The organism is Aestuariibacter salexigens DSM 15300 (assembly GCF_000429145.1).
Classification (GTDB): domain Bacteria; phylum Pseudomonadota; class Gammaproteobacteria; order Enterobacterales; family Alteromonadaceae; genus Aestuariibacter; species Aestuariibacter salexigens.
This window is the reverse complement of the sequence record NZ_AUBH01000006.1, coordinates 254,107-268,203: the sequence shown is the minus strand read 5'-3', so window position 1 is coordinate 268,203 and position 14,097 is coordinate 254,107. Positions and strand designations below refer to the sequence as shown.

General features: G+C 49.4%; 16 protein-coding genes. 6 read left to right on the top strand and 10 right to left on the bottom strand.

Going from position 1 to position 14,097, the window contains the following annotated elements:
- Window positions 1–193: 193 nt before the first annotated feature.
- The gene (gene panP / locus G441_RS0111550; RefSeq protein WP_026376497.1) at window positions 194–1,816 is read left to right on the top strand and encodes a pyridoxal-dependent aspartate 1-decarboxylase PanP; all 1,623 of its coding nucleotides are present in this window, start codon (window positions 194–196) and stop codon (window positions 1,814–1,816) included.
- A gap of 21 nt (window positions 1,817–1,837) precedes the next feature.
- Here the strand turns inward: panP and panC are convergent, their stop codons facing one another.
- The 7 genes from panC to sfsA form a co-directional block, all read right to left on the bottom strand.
- Window positions 1,838–2,692: a pantoate--beta-alanine ligase gene (gene panC, locus G441_RS0111545; protein ID WP_026376496.1), complete on the bottom strand. Its 855-nt coding sequence runs from the start codon at window positions 2,690–2,692 to the stop codon at window positions 1,838–1,840.
- A gap of 8 nt (window positions 2,693–2,700) precedes the next feature.
- Window positions 2,701–3,495: a 3-methyl-2-oxobutanoate hydroxymethyltransferase gene (gene panB, locus G441_RS0111540; RefSeq protein ID WP_026376495.1), complete on the bottom strand. Its 795-nt coding sequence runs from the start codon at window positions 3,493–3,495 to the stop codon at window positions 2,701–2,703.
- A 60-nt stretch (window positions 3,496–3,555) separates the two neighbouring features.
- Window positions 3,556–4,074: a 2-amino-4-hydroxy-6-hydroxymethyldihydropteridine diphosphokinase gene (gene folK, locus G441_RS0111535; RefSeq protein WP_026376494.1), complete on the bottom strand. Its 519-nt coding sequence runs from the start codon at window positions 4,072–4,074 to the stop codon at window positions 3,556–3,558.
- Window positions 4,064–5,371, bottom strand: coding sequence for a polynucleotide adenylyltransferase PcnB (gene pcnB / locus G441_RS0111530; protein ID WP_026376493.1), 1,308 nt, complete (start codon window positions 5,369–5,371; stop codon window positions 4,064–4,066). Before pcnB ends, folK begins: the two co-directional genes overlap by 11 nt.
- A 141-nt stretch (window positions 5,372–5,512) precedes the next feature.
- Complete coding sequence (gene gluQRS / locus G441_RS0111525; RefSeq protein WP_026376492.1) at window positions 5,513–6,412, bottom strand: tRNA glutamyl-Q(34) synthetase GluQRS; 900 nt, start codon at window positions 6,410–6,412, stop codon at window positions 5,513–5,515.
- A 51-nt stretch (window positions 6,413–6,463) separates the two neighbouring features.
- Window positions 6,464–6,913, bottom strand: coding sequence for an RNA polymerase-binding protein DksA (gene dksA / locus G441_RS0111520; RefSeq protein ID WP_026376491.1), 450 nt, complete (start codon window positions 6,911–6,913; stop codon window positions 6,464–6,466).
- A 208-nt stretch (window positions 6,914–7,121) separates the two neighbouring features.
- Window positions 7,122–7,829, bottom strand: a complete 708-nt coding sequence (gene sfsA, locus G441_RS0111515; protein WP_026376490.1) for a DNA/RNA nuclease SfsA — start codon at window positions 7,827–7,829, stop codon at window positions 7,122–7,124.
- Window positions 7,830–7,925: 96 nt separating this feature from the next.
- Here sfsA and pepB point away from each other — a divergent pair, with 96 nt between their 5' ends.
- Window positions 7,926–9,209 (top strand): aminopeptidase PepB, encoded by a 1,284-nt coding sequence (gene pepB / locus G441_RS0111510; RefSeq protein ID WP_026376489.1) that lies wholly within the window; start codon window positions 7,926–7,928, stop codon window positions 9,207–9,209.
- 14 nt (window positions 9,210–9,223) lie between these two features.
- On the opposite strand, the gene G441_RS0111505 is transcribed toward pepB, so the two are convergent.
- On the bottom strand, window positions 9,224–9,406 hold the full coding sequence (locus tag G441_RS0111505; protein ID WP_026376488.1) for a hypothetical protein: 183 nt from the start codon (window positions 9,404–9,406) through the stop codon (window positions 9,224–9,226).
- A 126-nt stretch (window positions 9,407–9,532) separates the two neighbouring features.
- Here G441_RS0111505 and G441_RS0111495 point away from each other — a divergent pair, with 126 nt between their 5' ends.
- Window positions 9,533–10,117, top strand: a complete 585-nt coding sequence (locus G441_RS0111495) for a YjaG family protein (RefSeq protein WP_026376487.1) — start codon at window positions 9,533–9,535, stop codon at window positions 10,115–10,117.
- A gap of 5 nt (window positions 10,118–10,122) precedes the next feature.
- On the opposite strand, the gene G441_RS0111490 is transcribed toward G441_RS0111495, so the two are convergent.
- The gene (locus tag G441_RS0111490) at window positions 10,123–10,506 is read right to left on the bottom strand and encodes a diacylglycerol kinase (RefSeq protein WP_026376486.1); all 384 of its coding nucleotides are present in this window, start codon (window positions 10,504–10,506) and stop codon (window positions 10,123–10,125) included.
- Window positions 10,496–11,095: a 16S rRNA (guanine(966)-N(2))-methyltransferase RsmD gene (gene rsmD / locus G441_RS0111485; RefSeq protein WP_026376485.1), complete on the bottom strand. Its 600-nt coding sequence runs from the start codon at window positions 11,093–11,095 to the stop codon at window positions 10,496–10,498. Before rsmD ends, G441_RS0111490 begins: the two co-directional genes overlap by 11 nt.
- 116 nt (window positions 11,096–11,211) lie before the next feature.
- Between rsmD and ftsY the strand changes: the two genes are divergently transcribed.
- Genes ftsY through ftsX form a run of 3 tightly spaced genes read left to right on the top strand, consistent with a single transcriptional unit; the run spans window position 11,212 to window position 14,089 of the window.
- Window positions 11,212–12,411, top strand: a complete 1,200-nt coding sequence (gene ftsY / locus G441_RS0111480) for a signal recognition particle-docking protein FtsY (RefSeq protein WP_026376484.1) — start codon at window positions 11,212–11,214, stop codon at window positions 12,409–12,411.
- Window positions 12,408–13,112, top strand: a complete 705-nt coding sequence (gene ftsE / locus G441_RS0111475; protein ID WP_026376483.1) for a cell division ATP-binding protein FtsE — start codon at window positions 12,408–12,410, stop codon at window positions 13,110–13,112. Before ftsY ends, ftsE begins: the two co-directional genes overlap by 4 nt.
- On the top strand, window positions 13,109–14,089 hold the full coding sequence (gene ftsX, locus G441_RS0111470) for a permease-like cell division protein FtsX (RefSeq protein WP_026376482.1): 981 nt from the start codon (window positions 13,109–13,111) through the stop codon (window positions 14,087–14,089). Before ftsE ends, ftsX begins: the two co-directional genes overlap by 4 nt.
- The last annotated feature ends 8 nt before the right edge of the window (window positions 14,090–14,097 follow it).

The window sequence follows — 14,097 nt, the reverse complement described above, 5'->3', positions numbered from 1 at the left end:
GGCGCAAGCTTCCCCGCATGCTGGTTGTTAACCCGACTCCATGTGCTTAACTTGACTATAGCAGAATAAACACATTTAGGCGGCCGGCGATAATATTTAACACACTGATAGTAAACCATGCGCGGTGGTCATTGGTATTCATGTGTAAGTGAGGTAAAGTTCGCCCCTAAAATTTAAATACAGGAATTCGGCATTGAGTAAAGCAGAAGTCAGTCTGGAACACCTGGTGCGGGTTTTTACCAAACCCGAGCGGGAAGATTCCAAGCTGGCCGAGATGGAAAAACATTTGTCTGACAATGTGTCCGACTTTCTGTCTCAGCATGTGGTCACTAAAAAAATGTCGCTTGAACAGATCGAGCGCAATTTTGCTGATGCTCACGTGCCGGAAACGCCAGAGTTTGTGTCATCGCACACCGAAGTGCTGATGGATAAACTGGTGTCCAATTCCGTCAATACCTACTCACCGACCTTTATCGGGCATATGACCAGTGCCTTACCGTATTTTCATCTGTCGCTGGCAAAACTGCTGGTTGGATTGAATCAGAACCTCGTTAAAATTGAAACGTCTAAGGCGTTTACGCCCTTAGAGCGGCAGGTTCTGGGCATGATGCACAATCTGGTTTTTGACCGTGATGCGGCATTCTACGATAAATATTTGCACAGTGCTGAATACGCACTGGGTGCATTTTGCTCTGGTGGTACGGTCGCAAATATGACGGCGTTATGGGTCGCGCGCAATGTGATGCTCGGCCCACAGCCCGGATTCACGGGCGTGGCTAGGGCTGGTCTGGCTGCAGCCTATCGCCATTATGGCGTCAACGACGTGGCGTTGCTTTCATCTCGTCGTGGACACTATTCACTTTCAAAGGCGGTTGATTTACTTGGCATTGGCCGTGAGCAAATGCTTACTATTGACTGTCCTACACAACGGCTTTCTCCACAAAAAGCACTGCAATTAGCCAAAGATTACCAAGCCCGTGGCAATAAAATATTGGCTCTGGTCGGCATTGCTGGTACCACAGAAACAGGCCATGTTGATCCTCTTGATGAGTTGGCTGATGTCGCTCAGGAGATTGGCTGCTGGTTTCATGTTGATGCCGCCTGGGGTGGTGCAACACTGTTTTCCAACAAGTACAAAGGTATCCTGAAAGGTATTGAGCGGGCGGATTCGGTCACGCTGGATGCACACAAGCAGATGTATGTGCCTATGGGCGCAGGGATGACATTGTTTAAAGATCCTAATCACGCCAATGCGGTTCGACACCATGCTCAATATATACTACGCACCGGCTCAAAAGACTTAGGGGCGACGACTCTCGAAGGATCGCGTAATGGCATGGCGATGATGGTATACGCGAGTCTGCACATACTCGGTCGTCAGGGCTATGAGTTGCTTATTGATCAGAGTATTGAAAAAGCGCAACGATTTGCGCAGATGATAGATGCGCATCCGGATTTTGAATTGATTACGGCGCCCACATTGTCACTGTTGACCTATCGGGTAAACCCCGAGAGTGTACAACAGCGGATGGCTAAGCAGGCCGATAATCATCAAGCGTACAATGCTCAGCTGGATAAGCTGACGGTCAACGTGCAAAAAGCGCAACGTGAAGCCGGTAAGTCTTTTGTGTCGCGTACCCGTCTACAGTGCGAGACATATCAACAGCAAACCATCACTGTATTTCGGGTGGTGATTGCCAACCCATTGACTACCGAACAGGACCTGGAAAATATTTTGCAGGAGCAGCACCAGCTTGCTGCAAAAACTCGGGTCTGGAAAGATCTCGTCGCAGGCAATCTGCCGCTTACTGCATGAGCAGGCGGCAGCGAGTTCTGGTCAGGATTTAAGGGTCACCCTGATATTGTCAATTAAGCGCGTTTTACCCAGAAATGCCGCGCCTAGCACGACCAGTTCAGTTTCTTCATGTCCAGGATGAAGTAATGAGTCAACTGCGCGGATCTCAAGATAATCAGGCTTAAAGCCTGCGTCTGACAGGACGTTTTTCTGCTCACTGATAAGTGCTGAAAAATCCCTGCGGCCCAACTCGATATTGTCAGCAAGAGTACGCAAGCATTGGTATAAAACCGGTGCAATCTGACGTTCTTCATCACTCAAGTAGTTGTTACGAGAGCTCATAGCCAGACCATCGTGTTCGCGCTCGGTAGGTACGCCAAAAACCTGAACATTCATTGATAAATCCGTCACCATGGCGCGGATGACCTGAAGCTGCTGGAAGTCTTTCTCGCCAAAAAATGCCAGATTAGGCTGCACCATGTTAAACAACTTGCATACAATTGTGGCAACACCACGAAAGTGTCCTGGACGACTGGCTCCGCAGATCATATAGGAGATGCCCGGCACCTCTACAAACGTTTGTTGTTCCAGGCCGCGCGGATAAATCGCGCTTACGCTGGGGGTAAACAACACATCAACGCCGAGTTCGACGAGTGCCTGTTTGTCTTGCTCAAGTGTCCTCGGATAGGCATCAAGATCTTCATCGGGTCCAAACTGCAAAGGATTAACAAAGATGGATACCACGACAATTTCTGCATGCCTTTTGGCTTCCTTAACCAATTTCAAGTGGCCATCGTGCAAATTCCCCATGGTGGGGACAAACGCTATTTTTTGACCTTTGAGCTGCCACTCACGGCGTTTTTCTCTCAGTGTCAGTATGTCGCTAATGGTTTGCATACTAAACCTTATTCAAAACTGTGTTCGGGACCAGGGAACGACCCCTCGCGTACTTCTTTGATATAGTGTTTGACGGCGTCACGAATATCACCGGTATGCTGAAGATAGTTTTTAGAAAATTTTGGCATGTAGTTGGCGCTAATCCCCAACATATCATGCATAACCAGAACCTGACCATCAGTCTCAGGACCCGCACCAATGCCAATAACCGGGATATTGACCGCCTCTGTGACACGCTGTCCCAGTGCACGAGGAATACATTCCAGTACCAACATCTGAGCGCCGGCGTTTTGCAGCGCAATAGCCTGCTCAACCAGGCTGTCAGCCTGTTTTTGTTCTCTGCCTTGTACTTTAAAGCCGCCCAGAACATGTACAGACTGGGGAGTCAGGCCCAGGTGTCCACATACAGGAATGCCACGCTCGGTAAGACCGGATATCGCTTCTAACAGCCAGCTCCCACCTTCAAGTTTGACCATCTGTGCGCCCGCCGCCATCAGTTTAGCGGCGTTGTTGTACGTTTGCTCGACAGTTGCGTAGGACATGAATGGCATGTCAGCAATCACCAGCGCGCGGTTAACACCTCGTCGCACTGCAGTGGTGTGGTAACAAATGTCATCGACACTGACAGGCAGGGTATCGTCGTGGCCCTGCAGCACCATACCCAGTGAGTCACCAATCAATAAAACGTCTATGCCCTGTTCGTCAAAGAGCTTGGCGAAACTGGTGTCATAGGCGGTCAGTACGGTGATCTTGTCGCCGTCTTGTTTCATTTTACATAACGTAGCAGTGGTGACTTTTTTCATCTTCACTTACTCATTTAAACAACGCTTGGCACTATACGGATTTTCGACACGAATGCCAGACTATGACCGGATCTGTTGCCAGACATTCTCGCGTGTCAGGCCAATACGCAGGTCCGAGTCATGACACTGTTCCAGCAACGACGAAATCGGCGTCCCATCTGGCATGACTAACTGTGGCGCAATCTCAGCGAGTGGATACAACACAAACGCCCGTTCCCGCATGCCGTAGTGGGGCACAGTGAGACGCTGAGTGTTGTAGGTATGGTTGTCAAATAGCAACATGTCAAGATCAAGGGTACGCGGTCCCCAGCGTTCACCGTTACGCACTCGTCCGCTTTGTTGCTCAATGTCTTGCAGAACATCGAGCAAATCATGTGCATTCAAAGTGCAATGAATCTGTGCTACCGCATTGACATAATCTGGTTGGAGCTGTGGGCCCATAGGCGCGCTGTGATAAAGCGAAGAAACGTCAATAAGTTCAACTGCCGGATAGTTAAATAGCAGTCGTAATGACGCTATAACCTGTTGTATAGGATCGCCCAGATTAGCGCCAATACCGAGAAATATATTACTGTGCATTTGATCCCGAGGTTGGGGCCTTCTTGCGGCGCGTCCGTCGTCGACGCGGTGCACCACGTCTGCCTTCCTGGCGACGCAGGCTCTCAAGCATCGCCTTTTTGTGGTCATTGGAGGCATCCTGGAATTCGGTCCACCACTCTGCTAACTCGACCAGTTCACCTCCCTCAACTTCAGCTCTGACTAATAGGAAGTCGTATGCAGCACGAAATCTAGGATGGGCGAGAAGCTGGTAGGCTCGACGGCCAAATCGCTTCGGCAAGCGATGTTGAAGCTGCCATATTTCACGCATGGACGTGCTGAACCGCTTCGGTATCATGATCCGCTGGATTTGTTCCGTAAGCACATCATTCATGGCAATGTTAAACGCATCATGTTGTGTCAGTCCGGATTCGAACGTCAACTGCTGGCTGCGCTCTTCAATTGGATACCATAGCATTGCTGCATAGGTAAATGCCGGCGTCACGCGCTGGTCTGTATTGATGCGGTTGTCGGTGTTTATCAGAATTTTTTGGATGAACCGGTATTCACGGCTTTGCGGATCGTCTAACTGCGGAGCAATATGGGGGAACAGATAACCGAATAACTTATATTCCAGCAGCAGCTTAAACGTTTGCAGCCCGTTGCCGGAGATCAGTAATTTGATGACTTCTTCAAATAATCGTGCTGCTGGCACATGAGTAAGCAAATGCCCCAGTTTTACAATGGGTTTACCGGTCGCGTCACTGATGTTCATGTTGAGCTTGGCCGCGAATCTGACCGCGCGCAACATACGTACTGGGTCTTCACGGTAGCGCGTCTCGGCGTCGCCGATTAATTCAATGCGGCGCTGCTTAATGGCTTTAATACCGTTAGCGAAGTCTGTCACTGAGTAATCCGCAATGTTGTAATACATTGCGTTTATGGTGAAGTCTCGGCGCTCAGCATCTTCTTCGATAGTACCAAATACGTTGTCCCTCAGAAGCTGTCCCTGTTCACCCTGATGGCTTTTATCTTTTGGCTCGCTCTGCTCGTGGTGACCGCGAAATGTCGCGACTTCGATGATTTCTCTGCCGAATACGATGTGGGCCAAGCGAAAACGTCGCCCGATAAGTCGACAGTTACGGAACAGACCCTTGATTTGCTCAGGGGTCGCATTGGTGACTACATCAAAATCTTTCGGATGCAAGCCAAGCATCAAATCACGCACGCAGCCGCCCACCAAATAGGCATCGAACCCTGCTTTATCCAGTCGGTACAAGACCTTAAGCGCATTGTCACTGATATCGTCTCGAGAGATGTTGTGCTCAGCACGGGGGATAACGACCGCTGACAATCCAGAGGCGGACTGGCCGGAAACCACCTGTCTAACCTTTTTTAACACTCGCGTGATGATGGCGACGTCTCCTATAAAAACAGAACGCGTTGATAAGTCGGGCTTTGAAGGTCGCTTATGATACGGCTATTCAGCCAACTCGACAACGATTTCGCGTGTGATGGGTATCGCAGCGGGCTGCCAGTTCTCAATTGCGTGTTCAAGTAGCTCTTCGACCGGTGCATGTTGGCTGTCTGGCGTCAAAGGTTGACGTAAAAATTTAAGTGCCGCAAAGAGGTTTGCACTTGCCCCGTTGTTGTCCAATGGCCGGGCATGGTTTTGCTTACTAAATTTACTACCAGATGGTGATATTGCGACTGGTAAATGTCGGTAGGCAGGCGGAGTCCAGTCAAACATCGCAAATAAGGATAATTGGCATACCGTGGGCAGTAACAAATCACTGCCGCGCACCACTTCTGTGATTCCCATATCGTGTTCGTCTACGACGCAGGCAAGATGATAAGCAAAAAGCTGATCCTTGCGGCGCACGATAAAATCCTCGCTAGCCACGCGGTCATCTATTTTCACCGGGCCGAGTTGATTGTCATGAAATGCCGTCACCGGAGAAGGGTTATGCACTCTTAGCGCGTTATCGATGTGTGACAGACCCAGCATCCTGCAATGTCCATCATATGAACCACCTATACCTTTAATCCGTTTTCGCGTGCACTCGCAGGAGTACAAACAATCATTTTCCTGCAATTTGTTCAAAGCTTGCTGATAACGCTGATGATGCGAAGACTGGTATACAACGGGCCCATCCCAATACAGCCCGTGCGCTTCAAGGGTGCGTTGTATCGAATCTGCAGCACCTGTTACCTCACGAGGTGGGTCAATGTCGTCGATACGTAAGCGCCATTGACCGGCGTTCGCCCTTGCCTGTAAGTAACTGCCAAGTGCAGCAATCAGGGAGCCAAAATGCAGATCGCCGGAGGGGGAGGGTGCAAAGCGACCAATATAGGATGAAGAGGTGTTGCTATGAGGCATGCCGGCAGTCCACAAAAAAAGACTGCCGAGGGCAGCCTTTTTCGCGTTGCGTTACCCTTGTAACTGCTTCTCTTTGATTTCCGCCAGCGTTTTACAGTCGATGCACAGGTCGGCGGTGGGACGCGCTTCTAGTCGACGGATGCCGATTTCGATACCGCAAGCATCGCAGAAACCAAAATCATCTTCCTCTATTCGCTTGAGCGTTTTCTCGATTTTCTTTATTAACTTACGTTCACGGTCACGGGTGCGCAATTCAAGACTAAACTCTTCTTCTTGCGCAGCACGGTCTACTGGATCAGGAAAGTTGGCGGCTTCGTCTTTCATGTGCGTGACGGTACGATCGACTTCTTCACGCAATTGATCGCGCCATGCTTTAAGTATCAGACGAAAGTGCTGTAGCTGACTTTCGCCCATATATTCTTCGCCGTCTTTCTCCTGATAAGGTTCGAGACCCGCTAGTGCCAGAAGTCCAACTGACTTGTTTTCTTTTCCTGTTGGCATGTGCCATTTCTCCTACACTACGACACCACTGCAAAACTGCACAGTCGGCTATCTATAGCAAAATGCTGACGAACAGGCAATTTTATGGTGACGGTCTTGTCAGGGTTTGCGACTACCCGCGTGCACGCTGTTGGCGTTGAATCGACGGGCGACCGAAAAAATCAAGGACGCAAATATGGCGTCACCAGTTTTTTTTTCAACAGATTTTTTACATCTCGACTGGGAGTTGTTGATTTATATAGCTATTTTTTTGGTTCAATTCGCAACCAAAGGCATAAATTTCAAGCCCTTGCTGCTGGGCTGAAAGCAATGTCTCAGTGTAGGCCGGGTCGATAGTATTTTGTAACGAGACGTGTTGGATCCCGGTATGCTGCACGCAGTAAATCAGTACCACTCTGTGTCCCTGTCTGGCCATCTCGGTGAGTTCAAGGAGATGCTTACGTCCTCGGTCTGTGACCGTATCGGGGAACAGGCCTGTGTGACCGTCGGTACACAGGGTCACTGATTTAACTTCTACATAGCAATCTCGACGATTTTCTGAGGCCAATAAGAAATCAATGCGACTACGCTGCGTTCCATAAGATACCTCCCGTTTAACAGTGTCGTATCCACTAAGTGGTTCAAGTCTGCCCTCAAGTAAAGCCTTGTGTACCAGTTCATTAGCCATATGTGTATCAATGCCAATCATCTCACCGCGGTGGTTCTCGGCAAGTACCCACGAACAGGGGAGCTTACGTTTAGGATTATTGTGAAAATGCAGCCATGCGGTAAATCCAGGCTCGGCGCAACCTGTCATGGCGCCCGTGTTAGCACAGTGTGCGGTAAGAATCTGGCCATCTTCAAGCTGCACATCCGCCAGGAAACGTTTATAGCGCTTGAGTAATGTCGCTTTGGTCAGAGGAGGATCATATTGCATACGGTGACATCTTTACATCATCAAACCACAGCATTTTAAAGCACTGCTGCGATCCTTTACACTAATGTTTCTAAATGAGACACAAAGAGTGAAACCATGTCACAACTTTACATACGCTTATCTACCACTCCTGCTTCTGAAGCTTGGAACGATAAAGCCATGCTGTCCTTTGACGGAGATACTGCGACTATCCATCTGGCGGACGAAGAACTGAATCTGAGGCAGGTGAAAAAAGCGGGTCGGCAACTGGAGGCCCTCAATCCGCGTTCAGTAAAGCTCACTGGGAGCTGGCATCCTGAGCAGCAGTGGGCGTTTGCCATGAGCTTCAGTACTGCCAAAAGAACGGAACAGATTGGCTGGTGCGATGATGAGCATAAAAGCACTCTGTCAGAGCGTTTTAAGGCGTATCAATTTGCCAGAGATCTGATTAATCAGACACCCGAGGAATGCTCGCCGCAATCACTTGCCGAGCAGGTAGCTAACTGGTTGAGTGATTTGGGTGGTGCGTCAGTAACTGTGAAAACCTGTGTGGGAGAAGAATTACAAAAAGCTGGCTGGGCAGGTATTTATCAGGTTGGTCGAGGAAGTGAGCGCCCACCAGTGTTACTGGAGGTCGATTATAACCCTGGCGGCGATGACAACGCCCCGGTTGATGCCGCGCTGGTCGGCAAAGGAATTACGTTTGATAGTGGCGGATACAGTATTAAATCGAGCGAAGGCATGCTGACCATGAAATGTGATATGGGTGGCGCTGCAACAGTGGCTGGTGCCATGGGATTACTGGTCAGCCAAAAAGTCCAGAAGCGAGTGCGTCTGTTTTTATGTTGTGCAGAGAATCTGATAAGTGGTCATGCCTATAAACTGGGTGATGTCATCACTTATAAGAACGGCGTTACGGTCGAAATCGTCAATACCGACGCAGAAGGAAGACTAGTATTGGCGGATGGTCTGATGGCAGCAAGTGAGACCGGTGCGCCACTGATCATCGATGCAGCAACACTGACTGGCGCAGCAATAGTTGCCTTAGGCGGTGACTACAATGCGGTATTCAGTCTCGATGAAAAAGCCCGCGATACTGTAATGAAAAGCGCTGAGCTTGAATGCGAGCCTCATTGGCCGTTGCCACTTGAACCATGGCATCAGGAAAAGTGCCCGTCGGCCTTTGCTGATACTGCTAATAGCCGTCCGCAAAAAGGTGGCGGCGGCGGCGGAGCCTCTAACGCGGCTGGCTTTCTATCGCGTTTTGTCGCTAATCAAGGACAGGGATGGGTACATATTGATCTGGCGGCAGCGTATAACGGCAGTGCTGATAACATGTATGCGGCCGGTGCTACAGGTCATGGCATAAGAACAATTGCCCGAGCTGTTATTGACAGTTAACGGGCGACCGACTGTCAAATACCGCCAAGGCGTTCGGCGAGTTCTTTGTACTTTTCAACGTCCTGGCGGTCGAACAACGGATTACCCTCTGAGTCTTTATCTTTTGAGATTAACAGGCTCTCGCGCTCCAGACGTTGCACACGAAGATCCTGCACGCCCAAAAATTCCGCCACTTCTGCAACCGTCATTAAACTCATCGCCTTTACACCTTGTTGTAATGTTTTGTTTTACTATTAAAGCTAAAATCGACGAAAAGTCTAGGCTTAGGTTTCTCAATTTAGATATAGCGGATACCCGAGCCTTTTATTTGATGATAATTAACTATGAAAAATAGACTGACAATTTTCCAGCAGGTAAGAGAGTTGCAAGACTGGCGGGCAGTGGCGTTCTGCGCCACATTGCTGGAACGAATGCTGCCTAACTACGCATTATTTTGCGATATCACCGACACAGGTGATGCCAAGTGTTTGCGTACCTGTACTGACCTGGTATGGGAGTGGTTGCATACCCCAGGTGCGAAAATTAATCTGCCAGTACAGCTGGAAAAAGTCGAACTGGCTATTCCTGATGCAAGCGATCATGACACCTTTGGTGTATATCCAGCGATTGACACAGGCATGTCGATGTCTGCGACCTTGTTACTCTTACAGGGTGAGGATCCGCAGGGCGCAGTCGTGGTAAGCAAGCTATCTCAGGGTTCAGTTGAAGCTTTTATTGAATTTAGCGCTGAGGGCGAACTCAGTGACGCAGACGTGAAGTCTCATCCTCTGATGCAGTGGGAAATTGCTTTTCAATCAGAGTTGTTAAATTCGCTTAAGGATATGCGCAGGGAAAAAGCCTCGATACTCTCCCTCAAAGCGATGGCAACGGCAGAAAAGATGAGCAATATTGGTCTGGAGATGGAGTAACGTTGTTACAACAGTGGTGTAATTTTTTGCCAGAAAAAGGGTATCCACAACACAGCAATTATCAGCATGGTGAAAAATACTGCGGCACTGCCCAAGTCTTTCGCTTTTGCCGATAAGGGATGATGTTCCGGCCCAATCCGGTCTATCGCGGCTTCAACCGCACTGTTTAGGCTCTCGACCACCAATAGTAACAGCAGTGATGAGATGAGCAGACTGATCTCCAAGGGTGTCTCCCCAAGCCAAAGAGCCACTGGTATTAATATGACCGCTAACACACACTCCTGACGGAATGCGGCTTCATCGCGCCAGGCACTGGCAATGCCTTTCATCGAACATTCGGTCGCGCGCACCAATCTAGTCAGTCCGCTGCCGTTGGGTTTATGTGTCATTTCGGTTCACCAGATAAAGTTGATAGCTCACCTGTTGCGTACGCTTTTGCTTGAGCAAATGCCAATGCGCTGGAGTGGCGAGTGAATTGAGCTGCGCCTCATGTTCAACGTAGACCAGGGCTTCGGGTGCGAGAATAGAAGATTGTGCAAGCTGCTCAATGCAAGGCTGACAAAGTTGCTGATGAAAAGGCGGGTCAATAAAAACCAGATCAACGCTGTCTTGCATAGTGTTTAGTTGCGACAGCGCATCACCCTCAATAACTGTGGCGAATTGTTTATCTACTCGTAAAGTTTTTAGATTGTCATGCAGCTGCGCACAGGCAACACGATTAGTGTCGACAAAGGTCACATGCTGAGCCCCTCGAGATAAACACTCAAAGCCCAGGCTGCCTGCGCCGGCGAATAGGTCAAGACAGCGTGCCCCTCTCACATCTTGCATTAACCAGTTAAACAAGGTTTCGCGCGTCCGGTCAGTGGTTGGCCGCAACCCCGGCAAGTCGGCAACAGGTAATTTTCGGCCTCGCCATTGACCGCTTATGATCCGGAATGACCCGCTGGCGCCGGTTGGTTTTTTTGTGCCTCGCTTCATGCTTTCAAGAGATGTTATGATTGTCGCGTAATCTTATCGAAATGTGCGACAAAGCAAGTGAATGTCGCGTAGTGTATCCGATCAACTGCATGTTTTCTTAAGGAATTGTTTGACGAATGTCGAAGTTTTTTGACTGGTTTAAAAAAGATAAGCAAGACCAAGACGCATTATCAAACGACCAACAGCCCCATAGTGAATCTACCGATACGCCCGTTGAACAGGACGCGGTTCCTGCCCCTCAGCAGGTGTCTGTTGAAGAGAATGTGGTCGCACATGAGCCTCTGGAGCCTGAACCTGAGTCAGCAGGTATCGATGATGTGCCGACCGATGAGGCCACCACTCAGCTACAAAACGAGCAAGATGAGCAGAGCGATAAAAAGTCCAGTTTCTTTTCTCGTCTTAAAGCTGGCTTGTCCCGTACCCGTGAAAATATTGGTACAGGGTTTGTCAGTCTGTTCAAAGGCAAGACCATCGATGACGATCTCTATGAAGAATTGGAAACCCAACTGCTGGTTGCTGATGTGGGTATGGACACTACCAACAAAATCATCTCAAAACTGACCGATTCGGCCAAACTGTCCCAACTGAAAGATGGTGAAGCACTGTATAACATGCTCAAACAACAAATGGCCGACATTCTCAGTGACGTGAGTGCGCCACTTGAAATCAACAATTCAGACGGCCCTTTTGTGATTTTAATGGTTGGAGTCAACGGTGTTGGCAAAACCACCACTATTGGCAAACTGGCGAAGCAGTTTCAGGCACAGGGCAAAAAGGTCATGTTAGCCGCGGGAGATACGTTCCGTGCCGCCGCAGTAGAGCAGCTGCAAGTGTGGGGGGAACGTAACAATATACCGGTCGTAGCACAGCAAACCGGCTCCGACAGCGCATCCGTCATTTTCGATGCTTTACAGTCGGCTCAAGCGCGCGGTGTCGATGTGCTGATTGCCGATACAGCGGGCCGATTACAGAATAAAGAGCACCTGATGGAAGAGCTTAAAAAGGTCGTGAGGGTAATGAAAAAGCTTAACCCGAATGCTCCTCACGAAGTCATGCTGACATTAGATGCGGGTACAGGACAAAATGCCGTTAGCCAAACCAGGTTGTTTACTCAGGCCGTCGGCCTCACAGGCATAACATTGACAAAGCTGGACGGCACAGCGAAAGGCGGTGTGATATTTGCGTTGGCTGATCAATTCGGTATTCCAATCCGCTATATTGGTGTTGGAGAGGGGATTGACGACCTTCGCGCGTTTAACAGTGAGGAATTTGTTGACGCCTTATTTGGCAGCCAGCGGCAGGAAAACCAGATGTGATCAAGTTTGAGGAAGTCAGTAAAACGTACCCCGGAGGCCAGCAAGCCCTGCGCAAAGTGAGTTTTCATATTGAGCCAGGAGAAATGGCGTTTCTGACAGGCCACTCTGGTGCGGGTAAGAGTACGCTTCTCAAGCTTATCAGCATCATGGAGAGACCTACGGTTGGGCGTGTGCTTATCAATGGTCATGACTTGAATACGATTACACGGCGTCAGATTGCCTTTATTCGCCGTGATATCGGGATGATCTTCCAGTCTCATCAACTGCTTATGGATCGTACGGTTTTTGATAATGTCGCGTTACCTTTGGTCATTGAAGGTTACTCAAGGCGCGAAACCTCAAAGCGCGTGCATGCCGCATTAGAAATGGTGGGCTTAAGCGATAAGGTCAATAATTTGCCCATTACGTTATCGGGTGGAGAGCAGCAGCGGGTGGGTATTGCGCGAGCTGTAGTAAATAAACCGCCATTGTTGCTGGCTGACGAGCCGACGGGTAACCTTGACCCGAAACTGTCGATGGAAATCATCCGCCTGTTTGAGGACTTCAATCGAGCGGGCGTATCGGTGTTTATTGCGACTCACGACCTGGGCCTGATCGCGCGGATGCGTTATCGCACACTTACGCTCAAAGACGGTCAGATGATCACTGACGGATTGGCTGATGAGTGGCAGCAGGATTCAGCACAGGAGCCGGTATTTTGAGTATCCTGTTTAAAGGCAGAGACCAAGGGGCGCAGAGCAGCCGAATCGGCGTGTTTCAACGCCTGCAAATGTTTTTCATTTCCCACTTACGTCAGGCACTGGCCAGTCTTGGTGAGTTGTGGCGTCAGCCTGCAGCCAGCCTGATGACTATCGGTGTATTAGGTTTGAGTATTACCCTGCCCAGCACCTTGTACATTCTAGTTAAAAATACCGAAGCGGTGAGTGCAGGGTGGGAGCAGGCGTCAGAAATCTCATTATTTTTACGCGATGACGTAACGGCCGCAGATGCCAATAGTCTGGTCACCCGCTTATCGTTGTGGTCGGAGATTGATACGGTCGTTTATGTTTCGGCGGAGCAGGCTCTGGATGAATTTAAACAGCTATCAGGCTTTGGCGATGCATTATCCTATCTGGATAGTAATCCATTACCTGACGTTGTGCTTATCACGCCCACCAGCAAGCATACCAGCCCGCTTGCTGCGCAGCTGCTGCTGGATAAACTCCTCAAAGAGCGTGAAGTGGATATCGGCAAACTGGATATAGAGTGGCTGGAACGCGTTTACAGTCTGCTCAACATTGCTCGTGAACTGGTAGCCATCATTGCTTCTCTGCTGTTCTTTGCCGTGGTGCTGATCATTGGCAATACTATAAGACTTAACATTCTTAATAAGCGAGATGAAATTTTGGTGATGAAGCTGGTTGGTGCTACCGACAGTTTTATTCACCGGCCATTCTTGTATACCGGTTTCTGGTATGGGTTACTGGGAGGGTTGATGGCATGGTTTGTTGTACTGATACTGCTATGGTGGATGGATAGCAGTATTCAGGCGTTTGCCTCACAGTATCAGAAGCAGTTTGACATTACCGGCCTGGACGCCGCCGCCTTGCTGATCATGTTGGGATTATCGGTGTTACTTGGGCTTGCAGGCTCCATGATCTCTGTACATCGACATGTGAAAGAGATAGAGCCGCAATAATAGTCTGA